The 25,008-nt window shown below is 58.1% G+C and carries 21 protein-coding genes and 1 pseudogene; 9 read left to right on the top strand and 13 right to left on the bottom strand.

The genetic code is table 11. The annotated features are described in order from the left end of the window. Positions 1-55: 55 nt before the first annotated feature. Complete coding sequence (gene dusA / locus NA637_RS02760) at positions 56-1,045, bottom strand: tRNA dihydrouridine(20/20a) synthase DusA (RefSeq protein WP_256070937.1); 990 nt, start codon at positions 1,043-1,045, stop codon at positions 56-58. 254 nt (positions 1,046-1,299) lie between these two features. On the opposite strand from dusA, the pseudogene NA637_RS02755 reads away from it, so the two are divergent. Then, positions 1,300-1,416 (top strand): annotated as a pseudogene (locus NA637_RS02755) (IS5/IS1182 family transposase); the annotation flags it as partial. Between the two features lie 305 nt (positions 1,417-1,721). Further along, positions 1,722-1,925, top strand: coding sequence for a hypothetical protein (locus NA637_RS02750; RefSeq protein ID WP_256070936.1), 204 nt, complete (start codon positions 1,722-1,724; stop codon positions 1,923-1,925). A gap of 109 nt (positions 1,926-2,034) precedes the next feature. Here NA637_RS02750 and NA637_RS02745 read toward each other — a convergent pair whose 3' ends face one another. The 10 genes from NA637_RS02745 to NA637_RS02700 all read right to left on the bottom strand — a co-directional run bounded on the left by NA637_RS02745 (position 2,035) and on the right by NA637_RS02700 (position 14,797). Then, on the bottom strand, positions 2,035-3,123 hold the full coding sequence (locus NA637_RS02745) for a polysaccharide biosynthesis/export family protein (RefSeq protein ID WP_256070948.1): 1,089 nt from the start codon (positions 3,121-3,123) through the stop codon (positions 2,035-2,037). Positions 3,124-3,685: 562 nt separating this feature from the next. After that, positions 3,686-4,612: a GDP-mannose 4,6-dehydratase gene (locus NA637_RS02740; RefSeq protein WP_256070935.1), complete on the bottom strand. Its 927-nt coding sequence runs from the start codon at positions 4,610-4,612 to the stop codon at positions 3,686-3,688. A gap of 293 nt (positions 4,613-4,905) precedes the next feature. After that, entirely contained in the window at positions 4,906-5,937 is a 1,032-nt protein-coding gene (gmd, locus tag NA637_RS02735; protein ID WP_256070947.1) for a GDP-mannose 4,6-dehydratase, read from the bottom strand. Between the two features lie 160 nt (positions 5,938-6,097). Then, positions 6,098-6,859, bottom strand: a complete 762-nt coding sequence (locus NA637_RS02730) for a WecB/TagA/CpsF family glycosyltransferase (RefSeq protein ID WP_256070934.1) — start codon at positions 6,857-6,859, stop codon at positions 6,098-6,100. Further along, entirely contained in the window at positions 6,849-7,733 is an 885-nt protein-coding gene (locus NA637_RS02725; protein ID WP_256070933.1) for a glycosyltransferase family 2 protein, read from the bottom strand. Before NA637_RS02725 ends, NA637_RS02730 begins: the two co-directional genes overlap by 11 nt. Next, positions 7,693-8,949: a hypothetical protein gene (locus NA637_RS02720; protein WP_256070932.1), complete on the bottom strand. Its 1,257-nt coding sequence runs from the start codon at positions 8,947-8,949 to the stop codon at positions 7,693-7,695. Before NA637_RS02720 ends, NA637_RS02725 begins: the two co-directional genes overlap by 41 nt. Positions 8,950-9,313: 364 nt before the next feature. Continuing rightward, complete coding sequence (locus NA637_RS02715) at positions 9,314-10,372, bottom strand: glycoside hydrolase family 5 protein (protein WP_256070931.1); 1,059 nt, start codon at positions 10,370-10,372, stop codon at positions 9,314-9,316. A 165-nt stretch (positions 10,373-10,537) separates the two neighbouring features. Continuing rightward, positions 10,538-12,748 (bottom strand): polysaccharide biosynthesis tyrosine autokinase, encoded by a 2,211-nt coding sequence (locus tag NA637_RS02710; protein WP_256070930.1) that lies wholly within the window; start codon positions 12,746-12,748, stop codon positions 10,538-10,540. A 15-nt stretch (positions 12,749-12,763) separates the two neighbouring features. Further along, positions 12,764-13,201 (bottom strand): low molecular weight protein-tyrosine-phosphatase, encoded by a 438-nt coding sequence (locus tag NA637_RS02705; protein ID WP_256070929.1) that lies wholly within the window; start codon positions 13,199-13,201, stop codon positions 12,764-12,766. Positions 13,202-13,360: 159 nt separating this feature from the next. Beyond that, a complete protein-coding gene (locus tag NA637_RS02700; protein WP_256070928.1) occupies positions 13,361-14,797 on the bottom strand; it encodes an undecaprenyl-phosphate glucose phosphotransferase in 1,437 nt (478 codons plus the stop codon). 377 nt (positions 14,798-15,174) lie between these two features. Here NA637_RS02700 and yegS point away from each other — a divergent pair, with 377 nt between their 5' ends. From yegS to NA637_RS02685, 3 genes are all read left to right on the top strand, one after another. After that, positions 15,175-16,104 carry a lipid kinase YegS gene (gene yegS / locus NA637_RS02695; RefSeq protein ID WP_256070927.1) on the top strand — a complete coding sequence of 310 codons (930 nt, stop codon included), beginning with the start codon at positions 15,175-15,177 and terminating at the stop codon, positions 16,102-16,104. Between the two features lie 125 nt (positions 16,105-16,229). Beyond that, on the top strand, positions 16,230-17,162 hold the full coding sequence (locus NA637_RS02690; RefSeq protein ID WP_256070926.1) for a chemotaxis protein CheV: 933 nt from the start codon (positions 16,230-16,232) through the stop codon (positions 17,160-17,162). Positions 17,163-17,188: 26 nt separating this feature from the next. Next, positions 17,189-17,992 (top strand): MOSC domain-containing protein, encoded by an 804-nt coding sequence (locus tag NA637_RS02685; protein ID WP_256070925.1) that lies wholly within the window; start codon positions 17,189-17,191, stop codon positions 17,990-17,992. Positions 17,993-18,061: 69 nt separating this feature from the next. On the opposite strand, the gene NA637_RS02680 is transcribed toward NA637_RS02685, so the two are convergent. Further along, positions 18,062-19,990 (bottom strand): transglycosylase SLT domain-containing protein, encoded by a 1,929-nt coding sequence (locus NA637_RS02680; protein WP_256070924.1) that lies wholly within the window; start codon positions 19,988-19,990, stop codon positions 18,062-18,064. 273 nt (positions 19,991-20,263) lie between these two features. On the opposite strand from NA637_RS02680, the gene NA637_RS02675 reads away from it, so the two are divergent. Further along, entirely contained in the window at positions 20,264-22,180 is a 1,917-nt protein-coding gene (locus NA637_RS02675) for an ATP-binding cassette domain-containing protein (protein ID WP_256070922.1), read from the top strand. Positions 22,181-22,401: 221 nt separating this feature from the next. Here the strand turns inward: NA637_RS02675 and NA637_RS02670 are convergent, their stop codons facing one another. Then, positions 22,402-22,842: a universal stress protein gene (locus NA637_RS02670; protein ID WP_256070921.1), complete on the bottom strand. Its 441-nt coding sequence runs from the start codon at positions 22,840-22,842 to the stop codon at positions 22,402-22,404. A 206-nt stretch (positions 22,843-23,048) separates the two neighbouring features. Between NA637_RS02670 and NA637_RS02665 the strand changes: the two genes are divergently transcribed. The 3 genes from NA637_RS02665 to NA637_RS02655 are packed head-to-tail and all read left to right on the top strand — an operon-like array spanning position 23,049 to position 24,880. Further along, entirely contained in the window at positions 23,049-23,513 is a 465-nt protein-coding gene (locus tag NA637_RS02665) for an MFS transporter (RefSeq protein WP_256070920.1), read from the top strand. A 51-nt stretch (positions 23,514-23,564) separates the two neighbouring features. Then, positions 23,565-24,341 carry a class II glutamine amidotransferase gene (locus NA637_RS02660; protein WP_256070919.1) on the top strand — a complete coding sequence of 259 codons (777 nt, stop codon included), beginning with the start codon at positions 23,565-23,567 and terminating at the stop codon, positions 24,339-24,341. Continuing rightward, complete coding sequence (locus tag NA637_RS02655) at positions 24,341-24,880, top strand: DUF2937 family protein (RefSeq protein ID WP_256070918.1); 540 nt, start codon at positions 24,341-24,343, stop codon at positions 24,878-24,880. The genes NA637_RS02660 and NA637_RS02655 overlap by 1 nt, the downstream gene beginning before the upstream one ends. Positions 24,881-25,008: the final 128 nt, after the last annotated feature.

Below are 25,008 nucleotides of genomic sequence, written 5' to 3'. Positions count from 1 at the left end.
CCGGGTGGGGCAGCTGTTGGATCAAAAATGCGGTCGTGTGTTCCCGGCGACTGAATCAGTGTCCTTCGAGCAGTGCGGTCGCTTGATCGAGCAGCGCCAGTGGTTGCCTGGTTTTGTGGATGTCGACCGATAGCAACTGGCGATAACGTCTAGCTCCTGGAAAACCCTGGCCCAGGCCTAGAACATGACGGGTAACGTGATGCATCGAGCCGCCGCTATCAAGATGATTCTGAATGTAAGGGCGCATCCGGCGCAGTGCATCGGCGCGGGTGATAATCGGCTCTTTGCAGGCAAACAGCCTGGCATCAACCTGCGCTAGCAGGTAAGGATTGTGATAAGCCTCGCGTCCGAGCATCACGCCATCGAACTGCTCAAGGTGGGCTGCACATTGGTCCAGCGTCTTGATGCCGCCGTTGAGGATGATTTCCAGGTCCGGAAAGTCGCGCTTCAATTGCTGTGCAACGTCATAGCGAAGGGGCGGAACCTCCCGATTCTCCTTCGGTGAGAGTCCTTCCAGAATCGCAATACGGGCATGGACGGTAAAACTGCGGCAGCCTGCCTCTCGGACCTGTCCAACGAAATCACAAAGTTCGGTATAGCTGTCGCGTCCGTTGATACCGATGCGATGCTTGACTGTTACGTCGATATCCACCGCATCTCGCATCGCTTTCACGCAATCGGCGACCAGTGCCGGGTAGCCCATCAGGCACGCGCCGATCAGGTTGTTCTGCACGCGGTCGCTGGGGCATCCGACGTTGAGATTCACCTCGTCATAACCAGCCGCTTCGGCCATCTTTGCGCAAATGGCGAGATCACCGGGCACGCTGCCGCCAAGCTGTAGCGCCAACGGATGCTCCGCTTCATCATGACGGAGGAAGCGATCGGCATCGCCATTGATCAGTGCGCCGGTGGTGACCATCTCGGTATAAAGCAGGGCGTGCCTGGAAAGCTGGCGCAGAAAATACCGACAGTGCCTGTCAGTCCAATCCATCATTGGCGCAACGGAGAATCGGCGCGAGTTGACGGGCGTGTAGCGAGGGTTCATGTGGCTTTCCGGCTGAGTGTTTCGGACGCGCTCGAGCTGCTTCAACAGGTTCATGCCGGTTGGCTGTGGCGAAATAGCGGCTAGCAGAGCGCGTTGCATGCCGACCGGAGTGGTTGCTCGACCAGTCGGCTCGAAAAAAAGGCTGACAAGTTTATCAGGAGCGCGAGCGCTTAGCAGGCCGTTGAAAGAACTCAGAGCCCGCGTGGCTCTGGCAAAATGGCGGCCATCCTCTGCTACCGAACCAGCCCAAGCCTATGCGTGGATCGCACCTCAAACAAAACGAGCTGTTCAGTCATACGACACTGGAGCAGCGCATCCCGAACGAGCACCCGCTGCGTCCCCTGTGCGAGCTGGTCGATGCTGTCCTGGCGTTGCGTCACCATGTGCAGGCCCCTGTGTCGTCCAATCACAGAAATCATCTCCGCAAGGCGCAGCGCAAGAGAAGAGCGTCGGGGAGTTACCGCTTATCATCGAGCAAATCTGCAAAAAAAAGCGTCCTCGATCAAAGGGGGCTTTTTTATGCCTGACGGTGCTACATGCGAGCCTGATCAGTTGCTGCGCTGCGCCAGACCTTGAGAAAGTTGCACAGTAACCGGCGGCGACTGGCGGATACGCACTATCCGCGCTTCTATGGCTCGAAACTCTAGGTCACTGGCGGCCTGTAGCGAGGTGCATCATGCAAGATGGAATGTTGTTGGATAGGCAGATCAATTATGGCCGGCTGTTAGCCGCAAATGATCCGAGCAGCGACGAGCCCCTTCCGGGTGATCCAGACGGTGCCAGCATCAACGATGCACCGATGTCCGATCCTGATGAAGCGCAGATCAGCGATGACGACATTGATATGTTCGAAGATGATCCTACGATTCCAACCGAGTAATGAGCTGCGATTGGACCTGTGTTGACGGTCCGAACCATAAAACACCGCAGTCGCTCTGTGGCTGACTGCGGTTTTGATCAGGCCGATCCCGACCCGAGGATCATTGCTGTTACCGGTTGAATGCAGCACCGGTACCAACGACGGTTGCTGACGGCAACAACTGGCTGATGAAGCGGTTCCAGCGCGTGATGCCAGCCGGTCCAACGAACACGATGTCCTGCGGTTGCAGTGGGAAGTGTTGAGCCAGCGCGAAAGCCGCAGGGGATTTGGCATTCAGCTGGAACACTGTAGCTTTTTCAGTGGCGATATTCTCTGCGCCACGAATAACGTAAACCGCTTCGCCATCGGCGGTTTCCTGACGGATGCCGCCCGCGGTGCCGATAGCATCCATCAAGTTGAGACTGGTTGCCTTGAATATCATGGCTTGCGGATTCACCACCTCGCCCAGAACGTAGACCTTCTTCTGATCGTTGTACGGCAGGTGGAGCTGGTCGCCGTCTTTCAGATACACCTGGTGCAGCCAGGAGTCCGGACGGTTCAGATCGTCGAGGTCGAGCATGTACTCACGGCCGTCACGCTTGAGCAACAGGCCGGACAGATCCGCCGTATCGGTATCGACTCCGGCCTGACCAATAGCCTGCATGATGGTCATCGGAGCGGTAGTCACTTCGACCGCGCCAGCCGTATTGAATGCGCCGGAGAGCACGACGCGCTGGCTACCGAAACGCAGCAGGCTGACGTCGACTTGAGGGCTGTCGATGTAATTGGCCAGCCTTTTGGAAATGTCGGAGCGAAGTTGCTCGATCGTCTTGCCTGCTGCTTGAATGTTCCCGATGTAGGGGTAGAACAGAGTGCCATCGGGACGAACCAGGCGCCCGTTGGCATCGAGCTGTTGTTGCGGGCCTGAAGGAGCAGTCAGTTCAGGATGGTCCCAGACGGTGATGTAAAGAAGGTCGTTGGCGCCGATGCGGTAAGCCTCGGGCTTGAAGCTCAGTAGCTCTTGCTTGCTGGAGGTGCCTTGGTCGGAGGACACTTCGCCCTTGAGCATTTCAGGAGTAATGCGCATCAGCTGGACAGTGTCGTCTTCCGTTTCTGCGCCGTCCTTGAACTGATCGGGGTCCAGGTACTGACCAGGAGAGTAGACGCATCCCTGCAACACCAGCACGGAAGAGAAAGCGAGAGCAAATAGTGGTTTCATGGTTTCTTCATCCTTGACGGAATAGTTGTTTTTACGAAGTGAAACAGCGCAATTCACCTTTGGCTGAAGGAGCGAGCGGACACGGACTCGTTTATCGACAATCGCCGAAGCGCTTTCGGCGGTGCAGCAAACGCGTCCAATCTCTGCTGTTCCTGATGTCGCTACTGCAAGCTCTGAGAGGTATACCTTCAGATTCGGTGTGAGATCGGTGCTGGACGAGCCGCTCAATAGGTTCCGCTCAACCTTGGGGTAGCGTCTTCCTCGAATAGGAACCAGACGTTGCGTTGCTCACAGTAGCCATAGACCGTTACGTTTCTCTGCGGTTCACGACGGATGCGCATAAATGAGGCGGGGCTGCAACGCTGCCATCTCCCGGCAAAACAGAATCAAAAACAAGCGAGTCATGGTTTTGGACAGGTTGTCGACCGGCCAGATACGGTTACTTGGGTCCGCTAAGCACAGCAGGCGGCCGAGCGCGGCACTTTCAACTCACTGTTTAGTGCAATTAGCGGCGCGTGCCGCCATAAACCGAGATCCGCCACCTCGGTGCCGGTAAACCTGATTAGGTCACGCTCTCCGCGGCGGGGTGCTCGATCATCCAGCGCAGCGTCTCCTTCAATTCGATTCGGGCCATGTCGCCAATCAACGAGTCCAGTTTGGCTCGGCTGCCGAACAGATTCTTCACATCCGCGCTGCGCACGAACGCTGGATTGACGCGGACCTCCATGCGGTGACCGGAGATGGCCGCTGCCTGCTCGAGTACATACTTGAGCGTATAGGCTGATCCAGAACAGATATTGACCGTTTGGCCAATCGCAGCCGGTGTTTCGAGCAAGCGCCGATAGGCTTGGGCAACCTGACGCACATCGCAGAAATCGCGGGCGATATCCAGATTGCCGAGCTCGATGACCGCGGCCCGACGGCGCGTGTGCGTGACGATCTTCGGAATGAGAAATTGCTCTGCCTGTCCAACGCCCGTGTAGTTGAACGGGCGGCTGACGATCAGCGGTAAACGATCCTGGTACAGCCTCGCGAGGAATTCCATGGCAGCTTTGCTCACAGCGTAATCATTGGCCGGAGCAAAGGGTGACGACTCATCCAGGGCACCTTCGGTAGCGTTTCCATAGACGTTTGCACTGCTGGCTAGCAGCACGCCTTCGAGCTCGGTGGCAGTGGTGCTACGTAACGCTTCCAGCAGATGGCGAGTGCCGAGCAGGTTGGCTGTGTAGATTGCATCTGCATCGCTGTGTGCGACGAACGAGACCGCTGCCAAGTGCACGACATAGGTTGGGCGTATTTCCGTCAGCAAGGTTCGTAGCCGCTCTGCATTGTTCAGTGCACAGCAATGAACGGCTGAAATAGCCGCAGGCAGTTCGCCGACGGGTTGGCGATAGCTGAGGCCATGAACCTCGTAGCCGCAGGCTGCGAGTTCTTCTGCCATGTAGCGGCCGGTAAAACCGGTGGCTCCGGTAATCAGCACTTTACGCATGATCTTCCCGATAGGATGAAATTCCAGTTTCTACGGCGATGCAAAGCCTTGGTACAGGCGTGGCATGTAGCGTTACGGTTAGCGTCAACGGCTCCATTGGGACGATCGGTGCCATAACGTCAACGCTGGCTCGGGGTGTGCCAGCAGAGCCGGCCCCAACCGCAGGGACCACCAGCAGGCCGCTCCGGATCAAGGTATCGGCTGGCTATCCTGCCTGGTTACACAGCTGGGTAACCAGCTCTCAGTCGGATGCCGGATGCCTGATCAGGAGCGAGGAGCGCCGGTCGAAGGCCCTAGAACGAAAAGCCCTGCTGGTTGCGGCGCATATCGGCGTCAATCATCATGCGGCAGAGTTGCTCGAGTGTCGTTTTAGGCTCCCAGCCCAGCACGTCCTTGGCCTTTTTCGGATCGCCGATCAGAAGGTCGACTTCTGCCGGGCGATAAAACTTCGGATTGACCTGTACAACGACCTTGCCGGTTGCCGCGTCGGTGGCTCGCTCCTGTTCGCCGGAGCCTTCCCAATGGAGCTCGACATCAACCGCCTTGAATGCCAGTGTCACGAAATCACGCACGGTTTCGGTACGGTTGGTTGCAAGCACGAAAACATCGGGCTCGTCCGCCTGCAGCATGCGCCACATGCCTTCGACATATTCCTTGGCGAAGCCCCAATCACGCTTCGCATCGATGTTGCCGAGCTCCAGCACGTCGAGTTGGCCCAGTTTGATCTTGGCCACCGAATCGGTAATTTTCCGAGTCACGAACTCGCGTCCGCGCAGGGGGGATTCATGATTGAACAGGATGCCGCTGCAGCCGAATATCCCGTATGACTCGCGGTAGTTGATCGTCATCCAGTGCGCATAGAGCTTGGCAACGCCATAAGGGCTGCGGGGATAGAACGGTGTGGTTTCGGCTTGCGGGATGGCCTGCACCTTGCCGAACATTTCCGAGGTCGAGGCTTGGTAGAAGCGGATCTTAGGATTGACGATCCTGATGGCTTCCAGCAGGTTCACGGCGCCCGCACCGGTGATGTCCAGAGTGGTCAACGGCTGCTCGAAGGAAACCCCTACGAAGCTCTGGGCGGCGAGGTTGTAGACCTCGGTTGCGCCGGTGTTCTCAAGCAACCGTATGCTGGAAGACAAGTCGGTCAGGTCATACTCAACAAGATGCAGGTTGGGGTGCTTGTCGATGCCCAACTCTTCGATACGCCAGAAATTGACTGAACTGGTGCGACGAAACGTGCCGTAGACGGTATAGCCTTTTTCCAGCAGAAGTTCTGCCAGGTAGGCGCCGTCTTGTCCTGTGATACCCGTGATGATTGCTTTCATTTTCTTCCCTGTTCGAAGATAGGTTTTCTGAGGTGCTCTTGCTTCGCTCCTGCCTGGCACGTGGCGCTGAACGGCAGCGAAGTTTTCAATACGCTTCAAGAACTACCGACCACTGCATTCAGTGACCGGGGTGTCCGGAAGATGGCTTGCAAATATTCGGTCAAGATTCCTGTTTTGCTGGGCTGCCTTTGTGCCTGGAACTTTTTTCCCGCAAAAAGGCTGGCACGATATACAGCGCATCCGCCCAATAGCGTTTGGCGAGCCTGCGCGGTTCCATGCACATGCGATGCAGCCATTCGAGTTTGTATTCGCGCATCCACTTCGGGGCCCGCTTGATGGTGCCCGTCGCAAAAGAGATGGAGGCGCCGATACTGAAGCCCATGCCCGTGCGCTCATAGGGCTGAGTGGCTGCGGCCAAGACTTCTCCGCGCGGCGTACCCACGGCATAGAGAACCAGCTCCGATGGATTTTCACGGATGAACTGCAGGCAACGCTGCACTTCTTCCGGCTTCTTTATAAAGCCCATCGGTGGGTTGTAGTGATAAAGGGAAATGCCGGGATAGAGGGCTCTGAGTTTGTCGGCTTCGGATGCCGCCGAACCGATCAGGACAATTCGCAGCCGATCCCGGTCCGCCCATTTGAGCAGATCGAGCGTCAGATCACTGCCCGGAATAGCTTCATCCAGATGCACGCCCAGGCGGCTCAACAGTGACAGTAGAATGCGGCTGTCGCAGACTCTCCAGCGCGCTTTGAAATAAGCATCACGCAGCTGTTCGTCATGTTCCAGTTGAACGAGGTGGTCAACGTTCGGCGTCACCACAAACGAATAGGGTTGCTTGACTCCCTCGCGTATGCAGGTCAATAAAGTCTTCTTATTGCCGGAATAGAAATCTATCCCGAACGCATTAGTATCACTCGACACTCATTGCTACTCCCTTGAAGGCGCCCTTGATACCTGACCAGGCGAGGGTGGGATTTTTGTATTCCTTGACGGTTGTAACGGCCGAAAGCAGAAACGCGGAGACGAGTGCGAATGCCGGGCCGTAGAAACGCTTATTGAAACGGGTGGCTGCTCGGTTACGGTAGTAGTGATAAAACGCGGAGCGGTTGCCCAGACTGAGCGAGCCGTAGTGATACAGGCGGCTCTCAGGGATCACTCTGGTCGAAACACCAAAGCGTTTCGCACGGTATTGCCAATCCACTTCTTCGAAATACATGAAGTAATCTTCATCCATCAAACCGATTTCTTCAGTCAACGCGGCCGAAAAGGCCAGGCTGCAGCCCATGATGTAATCAGGAACGTGCTGAGGATTCTGTTGCTGAGACGCTTCGATGCTTTGGTCTTTGCCGAGTAAACGAGCCTTGCCGAGAATCGGATAGAGCTTTCCGCCTCCGTAGCACTCCAGCCGGCCTGTGTCGGCGCTCAGTACGAGCGAGCCGACAAACTGGCGATCATTGCGCTGCAATGCTTCCAGTAGCGGTGAAAAGGCATCACTGTCTACGTAGGTATCGTTATTGATAACCCAGAAATAATCGGGCTGCAGGTGCTCCATTGCCCAGCGCAACCCGAAATTGTTGCCGCCCGCATAACCGCTGTTGTCCGGATTACAAAGCAACGTCACATTTGAATAAGCTTTTTCGTCCAGCCAGTTTTGAAGGGCGATGGCGGAACCGTCCTGCGAATTGTTGTCGATGATGACGATATGGCCAATCGTCGTACAATGCTCGAGCAGGCTTTCAGCGCAGCTGATCGTCTCAGTAGCAGCTTTGTAGTTGAGAATAAGTGCGACGTTCATGTACTCGTTCCTTGCTGCGAAGATGGCGTGCCCTTAGAGCATGTAATACGAAAAGCATACAAATGACTGGTTGGGTATATTCGAATAAACCGTTAAGTGGCCAGATCACGAAGAAGGCGAGCATTACTGCGTAGGTGAACTCCATGTCGGTCTCGATACTGCGGGCAATCCAGCGGTAGACAAACAATGTCAGGGGAACCAGCAGAAAAGTGAGAAAACCGAACCGAAACAGCGTGCCAATGATACCAATGTCGGACAGGAAGAAGTGCTCACCGAAATAGGGGATGAAGCCGTCCTGCCACATCAGCGATAACGATCCGCTGGGTAGCCAGTTAACCAGGCTCAAATGACTGAAGACGGAGGCGATCGTATGGGGGCGCACGCCATCCTCCACGTCGCCGTCCAGGCTGCTCTCGTAGAACTCGACATTCAGGCCGAGGACTTCAAGGAGCTCTGGATAAAAAAACAGCGGCGACAGCAGCACGCAAAGCGAGGCAGCCCAGATAATTGCCTTGGCCCTTAATGAGAACAAGGTGAATGCCAGGCATAGCACAATCAATTGGCGGGTTTGGGTGGCGAAGACCAGGGTCAGCAACAGCACGGCGGCAACCAGGATGTACAGTTTTCGCTGTCGTGGTTCGCCATTGATAGGCGACTTGCCTTTTGCCCATACCTGAATGCAGTAGAAATAGACGAAACAGATCAGAAACGGCCCGATGGATGAGCGGTCCGGGCGGTCCCAGGACGTTTGCTCCTCGCGCAGATCCGGGACCAGCCCGAACTTGAAGCACCACGACAGGATCACGGCAATCAGTGCCGCGTAGATTAACCCATGCTCGAACTGGCGGGTGCTGATGTGCTTGGCAAGCAACAGCAGCGGTACGAAGCCAAATGTAAAGAGAATCCGGCGTTCTTCGATCAGGCCGTAGGTGATTGGCTGGCCAAAGGTATAGAACGAAAAGATCGCAGGTAGCACGGTGAACACGAAAACGCTGTAAAAAGCGTAATACATCAGGATGCGGAATTCTCTGGAAGCCTCCTCGGTACTGGCGAGAATCAACAGGAGCGAAAGACCTAGGCAAACAGCCAGATAGGCTTCGTTGAGGAACTTGAAGCCGATCGGGTTATGCGTGCTGTCACCAAACACCGAAAAGTGCAGGATGATCGCCAGCACGGTCAACGGCAAGAAGAAAAATTTCGAGCTGATGTTTGTCATCACCTGGGTCCTTAGGTGCATGTCCATTCCAGATAACTACGCCGCAACAAACTCAAGCTTAGGATTGCACATCAATGGCTTCGGTGCGCCGCCACTTTATGTATCGCTATGTATCGCTGAGCGGGGTTGTAGGTCCATCGACTCCAGCAATGGTTCAGTACCCAGGCTGGTTGGATTGCCGCTGGGTCACTTGAGTTCCGCCCGCATTAAGCCGCTCGATGTGAGGTGGAATTTGGACAAGCGAGGCACGGCAGGGTTGCGTGTAATTCTCAGGTTTCGCTGAAAACTTTCTGAACGGCTTCACACCAATACCATTCACCGCGAACCATGCCACCAGCCGCTGACGGCATGGCCGGTGACCCTGTCAAGGCTGCCGGGTAGGGCCATACTCCTTGCAGCTATTGGGAATGTGCTTTTGCAGGACATCCATCTGAGGCCTGTCCTTGCCGTTGAGCGGTTCAATAGCCAAAACATATTTGCCCCAGCCTGGGCCGCCCGCCCAGTAGGCGCTGGGCATGCAATTTTCGTTGAGGTAGCCGAGCAGATTGTCCATGGCGACCAGCATCGAATCGGAATGGCCAGGTACACCGTACTCGCCGAGAAAACCCTTCAGGTTGTTTTCCTTCAGCCACTCGACGAACGGCCGAACGCGCTCCACCCCTAACATTGGATCGACCACCTCGTCCTTCGTATAGCGCCCGGAAAAATCCTTGTCGAGGTACATGTGTCCCTCGTAAATGATCTTGTCTGCCGGATCTTCGATCAGAAAATCCTCATTGACGTAGCGCCAGTGAAAGGTGCTCGCCCAGCGGTCACCTTCGACGAATATCAAGCTGTCCATGTCCACCTTGCGGATGGCATCGACCGCTGCCTGGGCCGCTCCGGGCCACAACCCATCGGTGGAGTGGGGCTCGTTCATGATGTCGTAGCCCAACAATGCAGGGTGGTCCTTGAATGCTTCGGCAAGCTTGCGCCAAACAGTTGCGTAAGCTTCGTAGGGTACTTGTGGCGAACCGATCAGCTTGCCCTTGTACCGCCCATAGTTGTGCATATCCAGAATGACCTTCTGGTTATGTTGGGCGGCGAAGTCGAGCGTTCGTTTGAGCAGCCGCATCTGATCGAAATTCACGCCTTTGTACAGATCATGTTGCAGGCGCTCCCAGATGAAGGGGAACCGAATCAAGCGAATGTTCTTGTCCGCGTAGTATTGGAAGTATTTCTCTTCAGGATAAAAATAATTGGTGTCCACTTTTCCAGGCGTGATATGCGGAGCGAAGTTTGCACCAGACATATTGATGCCGATCAGGTCGATGCCTTTATCTTCGCTGGGCTGCGCTTGCACGAACGACACGCATCCGGCAACCGTCAGGCCGGCTATCAACCTTGCGCTGCGAACCAATAGAGAAAGGGGGCGACGTTCCATGATGACCTTTATCCTCAGAGGGCCACTGTCAACTCGACGGCCCTGTTGATGTTCAGCTCCTGCAACCGCTCAGGATGCGGACCGTTCTCCTTGATAATCAGGAGAGCGGTTCGGTTAGTCTCAATCGGGTAATGTGCCCGTGACTTATTTATATTCAGAGAAGCGTTACTTGCTCTGGTACTCGTACTGGTAATAACCGTACTCGCTATAAGTCGACGCCTTGCGCACCACGGCATTGAAGATGACGCCTTTGACCAGAAGTCCGTTCTGCTCAAGGCGGCGCTTGGCGAACTCGATTTCCTTCACGCCGTTCAGCCCGTAACGCGTCACCATCAGGGTGGTGCCGGCCTGGCTGCCGACCAGTGCGGCGTCGGTCACGGCCAGGATCGGCGGAGTATCGAAGATCACCAGATCGTACATGCTGCTGATCTCTTTGACGAAGCGCGAAAAGTTCTCGTGCATCAGCAGTTCCGATGGGTTAGGCGGTAGCTGGCCGTGGGTGATCACGTGCAGGTTGTTCAGCTGGGTTTTCTGGATTGCATCGAACAGCGTGATACGGCCAGACAGGATGTCGGAAAGGCCTTTTTCACCCTGGCAGCGCATGACCTTGTGCAGATACCCCTTGCGCATGTCGGCGTCGATCAGCAGCACTTTCTTGCCGGACTGCGCGATAACTGCGGCGAGGTTGCTGGTCACGAACGACTTGCCCACCGCCGGGCTCGGGCCGGTGATCATCAGAATGTTGTTCTTCGCCTCGATCATCGCGAAGTGCAAGCTGGTGCGCAGACTGCGCATCGCTTCGGTCGCCAGATCGGCGGGGTCGTTGATCGAGAGCAGATACGAAGCGCTGCTCTTGTCGCGCTTGATATTGGCCAAGCGCTTTTCCAGCAGGCCCTGCTTCTCGCTGAACGGAATCGCCGCGTACACCGGAATGCCAGCGCGCTCGATGTCTTCCGGATTTTCCACGCCACGCTTGAGTGCTTCACGGACATACACGAAGGCGACGGCAAGAATCCCGCCAAGCAGCGTGGCGACGATGACAATCAACGGCTTGTTCGGCTTGATCGGCTCGTCGATGTCTGCCGCAGCGTGGTCAACGATGCGCACGTTGCCCACGGTCCCGGCACGAATGATGTCCAGCTCCTGGGTCTTGTTCAGCAGCATCGAATAGGTTTCAGAAGAAACCTCGACATCGCGGTTGAGGCGCAGCAGCTCCTGCTGAGTAGACGGCAGGGTGCCGATCTGCTTTTCCAGTTCAGTCTTTTGCGCTTGCAGCTGATTGATCTGGTTCATCAGCGCCTGGAAATTGGGATGCTGACGGGTGAAGCGGCTTTCCATCTCGGTGCGTTTGAGGTTCTGCTCGGAGATCTGGCTCTCCAGGTCAACGATGCGGTCGAGCACCGACTGGGTTTCCGCCGTAATATCTACCGAACGATTGCCGGTTTGGAACGCGTTCAGGGCTGTCTGTGCAGCGTCGAGCTTCTTGCGAACTTCCGGCACCTGCTCACTCAAAAATTCCAGGCTCTGAGTCGCTTCCGCTGCGTTGCGTGCGATGTTCTGGTCGACGTAGCGTTGCGCTACTGCCTCAAGCACCCTGACAGCTTTTTCTGGATCGGTGCCCTCCAGCGTCGCGTTGAGGATGCCCGACTGCTTGCCGCGCTCACCGACATTCAGGCGATTCTGATAGTCCTCGGTGGTGGCGTAGGTGCGGTTCTTGATTACGGTAAAGGTGGTGCCCGGCCGTGCGTTCAGCTCCGCCACGGTGATGCCGTAATCCGGGGTCTCGATGGGCTCGCCGACGACCCCCTGCACGACGATCTCGCCGTCGGGGTCGCGCAGAATGAATCCGTTGCTTTCGGCAGCTTCCAGCGTCAGCTCTTCGCCATGCATTTTGTCTGGCACGATCAGCTGCGTGACGCGCAGCGACTCGCCACCCCAGGCGTAGGATTCGAAGCCTTCGGGATACCAGCCCAGCTCACCTTCCTCGGTGGGCTCGAACCGACGGAAGATATAACCGCCGACCACCGGGAAGTGGTGAGGCTCGATGATGATGTCGAGGTTCAGATCCTCAACCGCTCCGCCAACCACCGAGCGCGACTTGAGCAGTGCGATTTCGGTCTGCGCCGGCGAAACGGCAGGGGCGGTGCCAACCACATCGGTAAGGCTTGGCAAGCCACCTTTCGCCTGGATCTGAATCATCGCGCTGGCCAGATATACCGGCGTTGCGAGCAGGGCATAGGCAACGCCCAGCGCGGCGAAGAACCCCGTAATGGTGAGTATCAGTGCTCGGTTATTTAGAAACGTATCAAAGAGGTGGGCCAGGTCAATGTCCTTGTCCTCTTTTGTTTCATAGATGGGTCGGGGCATGGTGGTCATTGAAGTTCCTTCTTCTTATCGCAGGTAAGGAAGCCAGCTTTCAACGGACTGAGTCAGAAGGCTGTGAACATGTTCGAATGCGGGCTTGGACTGGCGGTAGGGATCAGGGATTTCCGTATCATCCAGCCATTTACCCAGCAGGAAGGTTTTGCCATGTACTTCGGGGGCGATCTGACGAATGCGCTGGATGTGGCTTTGTTCCATCACAAGGATCAGGTCTGCGCGATGCAGCATTTTGCTATCGACCTGACGGGCACGGTGGGATGTGTGTTCCACTCCGTGGTCGCTAAGCACCTCATGTGCAGTCTTGTCCATAGGGTTGCCTACTAGTGCACCTATGCCTGCCGAGCTTATCGTCAGGCCTTTGCCTTCAAGTTTGTGGGCTAGCAACGCTTCGGCTGCGGGGCTTCTGCAGATGTTGCCCACACAGACAATCAATATATTCTGGAACATTTCGCTCAGCCTCGTAGCCCAGGTGTCGTGGGCATACAGGTCTGCCTGTTGTAGAACGCCAATCTGATAGTGGGTCGCTTCATTAGTTCAATCTTCCTGCTGCGCTCGCGCATGAATGTGGCTTGTTGCCAGGATGGAGCGGGTCAACGCGTGTGACAGTCAGTAAACATCCTTGTTGAACAGCAGGGCGGGGATGGTGCGGACAAGGATGTAGACGTCGAACCAGACCGACCAACGCTCGATGTAGTCGAGGTCGTACTCGACGCGCTTCTCGATCTTCTCCAGGGTATCGGTCTCGCCGCGGTAGCCATTGATTTGCGCCCAGCCGGTGATGCCGGGCTTGACGCGGTGCCGTGCGGAATATTCCGATACGGCGTCTTCGAACAGCACGCCTGCGGCCTTGGTCGCGGTTGCATGGGGGCGCGGACCGACCATGGACATGCTGCCGAGGAATACGTTGAGCAGCTGTGGCAGCTCGTCGAGGCTGGTCTTGCGGATGAAGCGACCCACTCGGGTGATGCGGTCATCGTTGCGCGTCGTTTGCCGTTCGGCATTGGCATCCGACTTGGCATCGTACATCGAGCGGAACTTGAACACTTCGATCAGTCGGTTGTTATAGCCGTAGCGCTTCTGCTTGAACAACACCGGGCCAGGCGAATCGAGCTTGATTGCCACTGCGAGGAGGAGCATGACCGGGGCAGCCGCCAGCAGGGCGAGGCTGGAGAGCGCGATGTCTTCGATGCGCTTGAACATTGGCGACCAGCCACGCAGCGGCAGATCGGAGGCAATCAGCGTAGGCAGTCCACCGACCTCGGTGATGCGCTTGTTGGCATGGCGGAAAGCGACCATGTCCGGTACCAGCAGAACGTTGACGGGGAGTCTGCGCAGCTCGTTGATCAGCTGACCGATGCGGTTGTCGGCGAACCAGGGCAGCGCGACCAGTACCTGGGTGACCTTTTCCTCACGGATCATCTGTTCCAGGTCGCGGGTGTTGCCCAGCAGCGGCAGATCGGCCAACGTCTTCGGCAGGCGCTCGAGGCGGTCGTCGATGAAGCCGAGCACACCGGTGCGGATATCGCGGTGATGCGCCAGATACTCGGCAACGCGCACGCCGTTGTCGGTGCCACCAAGGATTACGGCATTCTGCAGGTACACCCCTTTGGCCATCAGGCGACGGAACAGCGCGAGCATCATCAGTCGCTCGGCGCCGAACAGGATGCCGCTGGTGACGAACCAGAAGGTCAGGTGTTTGGCTTCGAGGTAGCCGAACATGCCGAGGCCCTGGTGCATGAAAATCATCAAGCTGAAAGCCGCGGCCCAGGCGACGATCATGGTGCGGAAGCGCAGCAGCGTACTGAATACTTCCTCACTGTAGATGCCTACCGACTGGAAGATGACGACACTGATCACGCCGAAAAACATCAGGAATGTACCGAACGTGCCTCCGCCTGCGGGCAGGTCGAGGGGCAGGAACAGCAACAACAGAGCGCCCGGCAGCACGGAGGTCAGCCCGTGAATCAGGCGAATGCTGGCAAGAAAGTAATCAACGAAACTGGGGTGGGCGTACTCTAGGGTTCCAACGGACTGTAAGCGCATACAAGGCTCCTTCCTATGGCTATTGCTAGCTCGATACTCGTTTTGATCGCCGCGATCCGCGGTTCTGATGGCAGGCCGCTATTGCAACCCTCACCTGGACAAGTGCTCCGACCGCCCTTCAAGAAATGAGTTCACCGGAATCGTGGAAAGAGCCAATCGCCCCCAAAGAATTAAATGCACTATGCAACTGATTGATATCTAGGTCATAAAGCGGCCCAAAACGGTCGGCTTGCGGGTTTTTTTTTGCTGCTTTGCTGACCGATGGTCAGTGTTTTTCGTGGTCGGCTTAAGCTTGTAGACAGAGGCCTTTTCACAACTTTATGCGCCTGGAACGGGTCTACCTGCGCATACTGAAACGGATGACTGGAACGACTCGAATGAATGAACCCAAGGCATTGCTCGTCCTTCATGGGAAGCAAGCGCTCAACGAAGAACTTAGAGCGGCCGTAACCGAATGGCGTCAGCTGGGTAACGAGCTCGCCGTCCGGGTGACGTGGGAGCCGGGGGACACCGCGCGCCTGGTCAAGGAAGCGCTGGCGGCGGGTTATCGGACCCTGGTGTCGGGCGGCGGTGACGGGACCTTGCGGGAGATGGTGCAGGCTCTGATCGGCAGCGGCGCTGACGCGAGTTTGGCGGTGTTGCCGCTGGGCACCGCCAATGACTTCGCCCATGCGGCAGAAATACCGCTGGAACCCTTTGATGCGCTCACCTTGCTCAATCGCGAACCTGTTTGGGTCGACGTCGGTGAAATGAACGGCGAGCTCTTCATGAACATGGCGACAGGTGGTTTCGGCTCCAAAGTGACCGCCACTACGCCGTCAGAACTGAAACGGGTTCTGGGCGGGAGTGCCTATCTGTTGGCGGGCTTGTCGCGCTTCAGCGAGTTGCGGGCGACCTGGGGGCGCTTCGTGGCGCCCGATTTTACCTGGGAGGGGGAATTTCTCGCGCTGGGCATAGGCAACGGCCGCCAGTCGGGTGGTGGCCAGCAGCTTTGCCCTCAGGCCTCGATCGACGACGGCTTGCTCGATATCTGTATCGTCCCTGCACCGGCCGACGCGGTGGGGACGCTCGGTACCTTGCTGAGTGGCGGACTGCTGGGCATCGATACGGTCTCGATCAAGGCCCGTGCGCCATGGTTCGAGGTAGAGGCGCCCGAAGAAATCAGTATTAATCTTGACGGCGAACCGGTCGTCGCGAAGCAGATGCGTTTCTCCGTGAAACGCCGAGCGCTGCGGTTGCATCTGCCAGCGGACAGCCCGCTGCTGCGTGACGAGCCATTGATCAAGCACGATGATCCATCCGCCTGACCCGTTGCGGTTGAAATACGTGCGCAACGAGCGGGAAGGACTGACAAAATCTGTAGCCAGCGGATAAAGCATGGGCACTTGCGGCCGATAGCTCCTGAGTCCCTTATTCGCCAAAGGAGCCCGCAATGGCCGGCATTCTGGAGTCAGTCGATCAACGCACCCGTTTGGTGGGGCAGAATCGCCTGGAAATTCTCATGTTCCGTCTGTCCGGACGGCAGCAGTTCGCGATCAACGTGTTCAAGGTGCAGGAGGTCGTGCAGCTGCCGAAGATGACGCTGATGCCGCACCGGCACGGCTCCGTATGCGGGGTGGTCAACCTGCGCGGGCAGACGCTGCCGGTCATCGACCTGTCGCGTGCCATTGGCTTGCGACCTTTGGTTCCGGATGAGCGCAGCACCATCATCGTGACTGAATACAATCGTTCGATCCAGGCGTTTCTGGTCGGCGGCGTGGACCGCATCCTCAACTTGAACTGGGAGGAAGTATTGCCGCCGCCGACCACCGCGGGACGGCAGCACTACCTCACCGCCATCACCAAGGTCGAGGACAGGCTGGTCGAGGTCATTGACGTGGAAAAGGTCTTGGCTGAGATCGTGCCCTACAACACGAGCATCGCGCCGGAGCGCTTGACCGATCCGGTGCTCGAGCGCGCCAGGGGGCGTGAAGTGCTATGCGTCGACGACTCGACCGTCGCCCTGGCGCAGCTGCGAGAAACCTTGAGCCAGCTGGGCATCACCGTGCACGCCGCCAGCGATGGCATGAAGGGCTTGAACAAGCTGAAGGCCTGGGCAGATAGTGGGGAGGTGCTCACCGATCGTCTGCTCATGGTGTTCACCGATGCCGAAATGCCGGAAATGGACGGCTACCGGCTCACGACGGAGATCCGCAACGATCCGCGCCTGCGTGATCTCTACGTGGTGTTGCATACCTCTCTCTCTGGAAGCTTCAACCTGGCGATGGTGCAGAAAGTCGGCTGTGACAACTTCCTTTCCAAGTTTCAGCCGGAGAAACTGGTGGACGTCGTCCGCGAACGTTTGTTGCTGGACGAAACACGCTGACCTGACCAATCGCTCGAGGGCCCCGCATGCACCTTTTCTCGTTGTACCGTTTTCCACTCAAATCCGGTTCGGCTGAGTTACTGGAACAGGAGCGATGCGACGAGCTGGGTGTGTATGGTGACCGGCGCTGGATGGTGGTCGACGCCGCAAGCGGAAAATTCCTGACCCAGCGAATGCTGCCGGGCATGGCCTTGCTGAACGCTCGCTGGCAAGGCGACGCCGAGCTACTGTTGACGGCGCCGGGGATGGATGCGTTGGTTGTTGCGGTCCCGGAGGAGGGTGGCGTTGAGCGTGGCGTGCAGATCTGGCGCGAAAGCCTACAGGTGCCCGATGCTGGCGACGCTGCGGCTGAGTGGCTGACACGCCTGCTTGATCGTCCGTGTCGGCTCGTGCATCTGCCCACATCGCGTGGCATCCAGGTCGATCAGGACTATGCCCGGCCAGACGAGCGCACGGCATTCAGCGATGGATTTCCGTTTCTGTTGATCGGCCAGCGATCACTCGATGATCTTTCGGCGCGGGTCGGGCACATACTCGATGCGCGCCGGTTTCGGCCCAATCTGGTGATCGCCGGGGCGGCGCCCTACGCCGAGGATGGCTGGCGGCGCATTCGCATCGGTGAGCTGGCGTTCCGCGTGGTCAAGCCCTGCTCACGTTGCATCATCCCGACCATCGATCCGCTGAACGGTGAGCGGAGCGCCGTCCATGAACCACTGGCTACCCTGATGAGCTACCGGAAGGGCGATGGCGGCGTATTCTTCGGTCAGAACCTCATTGCCGAAGGCACAGGCCTCTTGCAGATTGGCATGCCCGTGGAAGTGCTCGAGTAGCGTCGGCTCGGGCAAGCCACCGCACCCTGCTGCGGCGCCATACGCCGCAACTCATCCAATCGGTGCGCCTTATCGCTGATTATCGAAGTAGCGCTCGTGCCACTCCACCAGTGGCTGCGGCGAGTTGAGCTTTTGCCCATAGATGACCGAATAGGTCAGTACGTTCTGCACGTACTGGCGGGTTTCATCGAACGGGATATTCTCGACCCACACGTCAAACGGAAGGTGATCTGCATTCTTCAGCCATTGGCGAACCCGCCCGGGTCCGGCGTTGTAAGCGGCCGAGGCGAGCACCCGGTTACCGTTGAACTGACCGTAGATCTGGCTGAGATAGGCAGCGCCCAGCTGGATGTTGACGTTGGGGTTGAGCACTTGCTGGGGCGACGACAACGGAATGCCAAAGCGCCTGGCGGTTTCTTTCGCCGTAGCCGGCATCAACTGCATCAGGCCTGTGGCGCCCACGTGGGAGCGAGCGTCGGCCATGAAGGCGCTTTCCTGGCGAGTGATTGCAAACACCCAGCTCGGGTGGATTTCACGCGCTTTCGCGGCGTTCACCAGGCTGCTGCGATGGGCCATGGGAAAGCGGATGTCCAGGTCGTCCCAATACTTCGCCTGGCTAATGGTGCGAATAGCAGGGAAGTACCATTCCATTTCATAGGCCAGTCGCGCCTGGGCAACCAGCTCGTCGCGGCTGAACAACCTGCTGGCGTGATACCACTCGCGGCGCCCATCTACGATTTGCCCGCGAGCATGGAATTCCATGGCGCGGCGAATCCCAGCGGTATCGCGGACCTTCTGGACCAGCTTGGGGTCAAGCGCGAGGGGCTGATGGTTGAGCTTGTAGGGCGCCTGGATGCGGTCAGCCGAAAGGAAACCGTAAAAGTCGCGCTCGCCAGCGACCGGTTGATAGAGCTGGACGGCTCGCTCATCTTTGGGTTTGGCCAGTTCCAGGCTGCGCGCTTTCCAGTACCGCCAGCGATTGCTGTTGGCGAGCTCTTCGGGGAATCGCTGAGTCAGTGCATAGACGTCATCCCAGCGGCCCAGGCGGAGCAACAGGCGAGCCCGCCATTCGCTGACCGTGTCATCACGTAGCTCTGGGTCGTATTCAGCCATGACTTTGAGTGCGCGGGGGTCGAAACGCTTGGCCAGGGTGAGGCCGATCTGACGTGCGATGGAAACCTTTTCTTGCGCTGAAAAGGACATCCGGCTGGCGTAGCTGTCGAGCAGTCCAAGGGCTTGCTCCGGGTTTGCACGGGCCAACCGGCGCAAGCCGATCGAGACGATATCACCCATGGTCTCGGTGGCTGGCGAGAAGCGTTCAGGCTGGCTGAGCAGCTGTGGCTTCTGGGCGACATCGAGCAGAAGCTCGCCCTGTGCTTTCAGCGTCGGCAGACTTTTGACCAGGAACTTGGCCAGGCCATGATTGCCGGTCTCGACTGCCAGTTTGGCCCGTTCCCAGCGCAGCGCCTCGGTAAGCTGCCCTGCGTCTTCCCAGCGCTCGAACAGGGCATCGCAAGCCTTATGCTGGGACTTGCCCACCAGCCAGAGCTTTTCGGCGGTGGCATAGCCCTGTTCCTTCTGCCCGCTGATGAGCTGGTATTGACCATACAGGCAGTCAAGTTCGGTGAAGTTCATCTTTGGGTCGTAGTGAGCGACGAAGGGGCTCCAGTCGCCGCGTGCCGCCAGCAACCGCAGCCAGCGCAACTTCATCCAGCTCGCCTGTGGCAAATCCCCATGCGCGGCGAGAAATTTCTCCACTTCGTCATTGCTGGCCGTTTTCAACCGTGCGGTCAGATCGTCGTATGCCAGATAGGGCTCGAGCGGATAGTCACGTAGTGCGCTGGCATGGCGCCGGTATGGCCCGCTATCGCCCTTGGCCAAAGCCCGCTTGGCTTCGTCGTACAACTGACGCTGCTGCAAACTCGCAGCTTGGGTGGTTTCAAGGGTGATGGCGGAGAGAAACAGACACAAACAGATACTGGAGAGTCGACCGCGCATGAGACTTCCGAAAACGGGGGGTACGGGGAATTTCTGCGGCTAGCTTAGCTTGGCCGGTCAAGCAGTTAAACGAGGATTAAGCGCTTGAAAGGCTCAAAGCGAAACTTCCGACGAGCGTCATGTCCGTGCCGGGTCCGGGCTGTCCTGGTCCGCTCAGGCAGAAGCTGACGAGCCGGCGGAAATTCATTGTCAAACAGGCCGCCAGGTGTCCGCTGCAGTCCGACGGGGCGATGCCTTCTGTTAGAATGCGCGCCCTGTTTTCCGGAGATAGTCATGACCCTGCTCAAGTTGACCGATGTGTCCCTCGCCTATGGCAACAATCCATTGCTCGATGGAGTGTCCTGGCAGATTGCGCGGGGTGAGCGGGTTTGTATTATCGGGCGCAACGGTACCGGCAAATCCAGCATGCTCAGCCTGGTCAAGGGCAGCCAGCTACCAGATGACGGCGAAATCTGGCGAGCGCCAGGGTTGAAGATTGGCGAGTTGCCGCAGGAACTGCCGATTGCCGATGAGCGTACCGTCTTCGATGTGGTCGCCGAGGGGCTGGCCGGGGTGGGGCAGTTGCTTGCCGAATACCATCATCTGAGCCAGAACATCCAGAACGAAGCCGATCTCGACAAGCTCATGCATGTCCAGCAGGCGCTCGAAGCCAAGGATGGATGGCGCCTGCAGCAGCTGGTGGACAGCACCTTGAGCCGCTTGCAGTTGCCGGCCGACAAAATCCTCGCCGAGTTGTCCGGAGGTTGGCGACGACGCGTGCTGCTGGCCCAGGCGCTGGTGTCAGAGCCCGATCTGCTGTTGCTCGACGAGCCCACCAACCACCTGGATATCGGCGCTATCGCCTGGCTGGAAGAAGCGCTCACCGGATTCAACGGTGCGGTGCTGTTCATCACCCACGACCGCGCGTTCCTGCAGAACTTGGCGACCCGCATTCTTGAGCTCGATCGCGGCCATATGATCGACTGGAACGGCGACTACGCGAGCTTCCTGGTGCACAAGGAGCAGCAGCTGGCAGCCGAAGAGACGGCCAATGCGCTGTTCGACAAGAAGCTGGCTCAGGAAGAAGTGTGGATTCGCCAGGGCATCAAGGCGCGGCGTACCCGCAATGAAGGGCGCGTGCGAGCGCTGAAAGCCCTGCGTGCTGAACGTAGCGAACGACGCGAGCACCAGGGTAAGGCCAACATTCAGATCGATGCGGCTGAGAAGTCTGGCAAGCAGGTCATCGTCGTCGAACATGCGAGCTTCGGACATCCGGGGGGCGAGTTGTTGATTCGCGACTTCTCGACGGTGTTGCAGCGTGGCGACCGTATCGGCTTGCTCGGCGCCAACGGTACCGGCAAGACCACGTTGCTCAAGCTTCTACTTGGCGATTTGCAACCAACCAGTGGCACGGTCGAAGCCGGCACCAAGCTGGAAGTGGCATATTTCGACCAACTGCGTCACCAGCTGGAACTGGAAAAGACCGTCGTTGACAACGTTGCCGAGGGACGCGATTTCATCACCATCGACGGCCAGAACCGACATGTCCTGAGCTACCTCGGAGATTTCCTGTTCAGTCCCCAGCGTGCCCGTACGCCGGTTAAAGCGCTCTCCGGCGGAGAGCGGGCACGGCTCTTGCTGGCCAAGCTGTTCAGCAAACCCGCCAACCTGCTGGTCCTCGATGAGCCCACCAACGATCTCGATGTGGAAACCCTCGAGCTGTTGGAGGAAGTCCTGCTGAGTTTCCAGGGTACGGTTCTGATGGTGAGCCACGACCGGGCATTTCTCGATAACGTAGTGACCAGCACGCTGGTATTCGAGGGCAATGGCGTGGTTCGTGAATACGTCGGTGGCTATCAGGATTGGCTGCGTCAAGGCGGCTCGGTAAAGTTGCTCGGCGTCGGTGAAGGCAAGGAGAGCAAAGAGGCGAAGGCCGAGGCGGCTCAGGCCAAGCCGGCTGCACAGCAAGCGCCCGCTGAGCCGGCCCCTGCGCAAAAAAAGCTCAGTTACAAGGTTCAGCGCGAGCTGGAAGCACTGCCGGGCAAGATTGACGCAGTGGAAAAGGGCATCGCTGCGCTACAAGAGGAGATGGCACAGCCGGCGTTCTATCAACAGGCTGCTGAGCGGACCGGCGAAACCCTCGCCAAGCTCGAAGCGATGCAGCTGGAGCTCGATGCGCTGCTCGAGCGCTGGGCCGAGTTGGAGGGCTGAGCCGTCCGCAACGACGTGACCCCGGCCTCGATAATGAGCATGAGGTCGGCTACCGGATCGAGCCGGCCCGTGTCTTTGATCACGAGACTGCGAAGCTGGCACCGAGATGGACGCGCCTGAATCATCAGCAGTGCAAACCATTGATCCGGCCACTTGTGATGAGCGCGGGGGAGGGGGGTGTCGAAACGGCCTGAGCCAGCTGACTCTGGCCGGGCGACGGTTCACTCGGGTTTTTTCAGGCGCACGGCGAGCACATCGCAGGGCGCACCGTGCAGGATGTCATTGGACGTGGAACCGAGCAGCAAAGCGAGGCCGTGACGGCCATGGCTGCCCACCACGACCAGGTCACAGCCTTGCTCTTTGGCCAGCCGGTGAATTTCCTGACGAGGCTGGCCGTAGGCCAGGTGGCGTTGTTCCGCGGTTAGCCCCGGATAACGATCGGCGAACCCGGCCAAGCGCTCACGGGCCTGGTCGAACTGCTGTTGTTGCAGCATCGAAAGATCCATTGGTACGTCCCCACCGAAGGCCATCGCCATGGGTTCGATGACATGGACCAGCGCCAGTTTCGCACCGCTGACGGTCGCCAGCGCCTGAGCGCGCGCGACCATTGGATGGCAATCGTCGTTCAGGTCAGTGGCGACCAGAATATGCTGGTAGATCATGGTGAATCTCCTGAAATGTCGGTTGCTACAAGTATGGCTTCTAGGCACGCGATATGGACCACAACGCATTTTTTCAGGACTTATACGGCGTTGGATGCGCAATGGCCAGCTGCATTGCATCAGTTGGCTAGCCGTGCCGCCGCTCACGACTGTTATCATGCCCGGCGTTAATGCCGGGGCTTCCTCCGGCCTGTACAGAGATCGCCATGTTCCTACCCGCCAATGAATATTTGCTTGCCTGGTCTGCCTACGGTATCGCCGCGCTGGGCTGCTTGCTGGTCTGGTTGCGCATCACCCGTCCCCTGTGGCGCTGGCTGCGCGAGCCGTTGCGACTGATCATGGCCGTGTTGCTGCTGACGCCGACGATTGTCGATCCCGCCAAGGACCTGTTCGCCCCGGCGGTCGCCATCACAGCCCTGGATCTGCTGTTCAAGGTCGGCAGTAATGCCTGGCGTGCCGTGGCTGACCTCGCGCTCTACGGCTTGATTGCATTCGCGATTTATGTAGTTTTTGTGCTTATACGTTGGCTGATCGAGCGGCGGGCGAAACAGCACCCGAGCGAATCGCGCCATGAGGATCCTCGTACCCTGCGCGAACGACTCGAGGATGACGACGAAGAGGACTACCGTCCGACGAACCGCTACGGGGCGCGGACCGAACCCAGACTCTGACACTGAACCTTTCTCGCCCAAGGCGCAGCAGAACCTATCGGGAGATAGCGCATGTGTGAACTGCTCGGCATGAGCGCCAATGTACCCACCGACATCCATTTCAGCTTCACCGGGCTGATGCAACGCGGCGGCCGCACTGGACCACACAAGGACGGCTGGGGTATTGCGTTCTACGAAGGTCGCGGTCTGCGACTGTTCCAAGATCCGGTGGCCAGCTGCGAGTCGGAAGTGGCGAAGATGGTTCAGCATTACCTGATCAAAAGTCATGTGGTGATCGGCCATATCCGTCACGCCAACGTCGGCAAGGTCGCGTTGGTCAATACGCATCCTTTCGTCCGGGAGCTGTGGGGGCAGCATTGGTGTTTTGCCCACAATGGCCAACTGGCGGATTTCAGCCCGGCGCGCGGCTTCTATCAGCCGGTAGGGGATACGGACAGCGAAGCGGCATTCTGCGATCTGCTCAATCTGATACGCGGCGATTTTCCGGAGCGGGTCGCCGCGGAGGATCTGGTTGCGCATCTGCTCGGTGCCTGTGCCAGTTACCGTGCCAAAGGCGTATTCAACTGCTTGCTCAGTAATGGTGAATGGCTGTTCAGTTTCTGCTCAACCAAGCTGGCGCAGATCACCCGCCGCGCGCCCTTCGGCCCGGCGCAACTGAAAGATGCCGAACTGACGGTGGACTTCAACGCGGAGACGACGCCAAACGACGTCGTGACAGTGCTGGCAACCGAGCCATTAACCGACAACGAGCGGTGGGATATTCATCAATCCGGCGAATGGACGCTGTGGCGATTGGGCGAGTGCGTTGCGCGCGGGCAGGTGCAGTGATGTTGAGAAGCTATCTGCGGCTGACCTTGTTTGCCCTTGGGTTGCTCATCGGTATTCAGGTGCCGGGCTTCATCGATGCTTACAGTGATCACGTCGAGGCGCGTCGGCTAGAGGCCCGGCTGGGTCTGGCCGGGTTCCAGGAAACAGCCGGGCGATTTTTCAAAGGTGATCTGAACGCCCTGGTCGAGCATTACCGAGCCAGCGAAGATGCGGTGTTTCAGAGCGATGCGCGCAGCGTTTCGGCATTGGTCGAGCGCGCGCGTTTGCTCGATCGTGAATGGCGGATCATGGAAGGGCCTTGGTACGCACAGGCCTGGCACGTGTTGGTCGGGGCAAACAATGAGATCAGACGCCAGGTCTGGAATAGCTACCGCTTTCAGGTACTGCTGGCACCCGAGGCCATCGCCTGGGGCCTAAGCTGCGCGCTGTTGCTTGCATGGATCATTGAAAGCCTCTTCGTATGGCTTCGCCAGGCTCTGCTCCCGCAGCGTTATCGACGCCGCCGTCGTACGGCTAGCCGGCTTCCGTCGCAGCGATAGTCCGGACACCTTGGGGATGTGTTACTCGCGCGGTGACGCGGTCAGCCCATTCCCTCAAACCTGACTGAAGGATAGGCAAGTAGAAGGTCGACGGGATCAGCCATCTGAGCGAAGAGGCACCAATGATC

Origin of the sequence: Stutzerimonas stutzeri (assembly GCF_024448935.1) — a bacterium.
Taxonomy (GTDB): Bacteria; Pseudomonadota; Gammaproteobacteria; order Pseudomonadales; family Pseudomonadaceae; genus Stutzerimonas; species Stutzerimonas stutzeri_AO.
The sequence above is the reverse complement of the archived record's forward strand: the minus strand, read 5'-3'. Positions and strand labels throughout refer to the sequence as shown.

Excerpts from the sequence above, each read along its gene's own strand:
- dusA (WP_256070937.1), bottom strand. The coding sequence starts at position 1,045 with ATGAACCCTCGCTACACGCCCGTCAACTCGCGCCGATTCTCCGTTGCG.
- NA637_RS02750 (WP_256070936.1), top strand. The coding sequence starts at position 1,722 with ATGCAAGATGGAATGTTGTTGGATAGGCAGATCAATTATGGCCGGCTG.
- NA637_RS02745 (WP_256070948.1), bottom strand. The coding sequence starts at position 3,123 with ATGAAACCACTATTTGCTCTCGCTTTCTCTTCCGTGCTGGTGTTGCAG.
- NA637_RS02740 (WP_256070935.1), bottom strand. The coding sequence starts at position 4,612 with ATGCGTAAAGTGCTGATTACCGGAGCCACCGGTTTTACCGGCCGCTAC.
- gmd (WP_256070947.1), bottom strand. The coding sequence starts at position 5,937 with ATGAAAGCAATCATCACGGGTATCACAGGACAAGACGGCGCCTACCTG.
- NA637_RS02725 (WP_256070933.1), bottom strand. The coding sequence starts at position 7,733 with ATGAACGTCGCACTTATTCTCAACTACAAAGCTGCTACTGAGACGATC.
- NA637_RS02720 (WP_256070932.1), bottom strand. The coding sequence starts at position 8,949 with ATGACAAACATCAGCTCGAAATTTTTCTTCTTGCCGTTGACCGTGCTG.
- NA637_RS02715 (WP_256070931.1), bottom strand. The coding sequence starts at position 10,372 with ATGGAACGTCGCCCCCTTTCTCTATTGGTTCGCAGCGCAAGGTTGATA.
- NA637_RS02710 (WP_256070930.1), bottom strand. The coding sequence starts at position 12,748 with ATGACCACCATGCCCCGACCCATCTATGAAACAAAAGAGGACAAGGAC.
- NA637_RS02705 (WP_256070929.1), bottom strand. The coding sequence starts at position 13,201 with ATGTTCCAGAATATATTGATTGTCTGTGTGGGCAACATCTGCAGAAGC.
- NA637_RS02700 (WP_256070928.1), bottom strand. The coding sequence starts at position 14,797 with ATGCGCTTACAGTCCGTTGGAACCCTAGAGTACGCCCACCCCAGTTTC.
- yegS (WP_256070927.1), top strand. The coding sequence starts at position 15,175 with ATGAATGAACCCAAGGCATTGCTCGTCCTTCATGGGAAGCAAGCGCTC.
- NA637_RS02690 (WP_256070926.1), top strand. The coding sequence starts at position 16,230 with ATGGCCGGCATTCTGGAGTCAGTCGATCAACGCACCCGTTTGGTGGGG.
- NA637_RS02685 (WP_256070925.1), top strand. The coding sequence starts at position 17,189 with ATGCACCTTTTCTCGTTGTACCGTTTTCCACTCAAATCCGGTTCGGCT.
- NA637_RS02680 (WP_256070924.1), bottom strand. The coding sequence starts at position 19,990 with ATGCGCGGTCGACTCTCCAGTATCTGTTTGTGTCTGTTTCTCTCCGCC.
- NA637_RS02675 (WP_256070922.1), top strand. The coding sequence starts at position 20,264 with ATGACCCTGCTCAAGTTGACCGATGTGTCCCTCGCCTATGGCAACAAT.
- NA637_RS02670 (WP_256070921.1), bottom strand. The coding sequence starts at position 22,842 with ATGATCTACCAGCATATTCTGGTCGCCACTGACCTGAACGACGATTGC.
- NA637_RS02665 (WP_256070920.1), top strand. The coding sequence starts at position 23,049 with ATGTTCCTACCCGCCAATGAATATTTGCTTGCCTGGTCTGCCTACGGT.
- NA637_RS02660 (WP_256070919.1), top strand. The coding sequence starts at position 23,565 with ATGTGTGAACTGCTCGGCATGAGCGCCAATGTACCCACCGACATCCAT.
- NA637_RS02655 (WP_256070918.1), top strand. The coding sequence starts at position 24,341 with ATGTTGAGAAGCTATCTGCGGCTGACCTTGTTTGCCCTTGGGTTGCTC.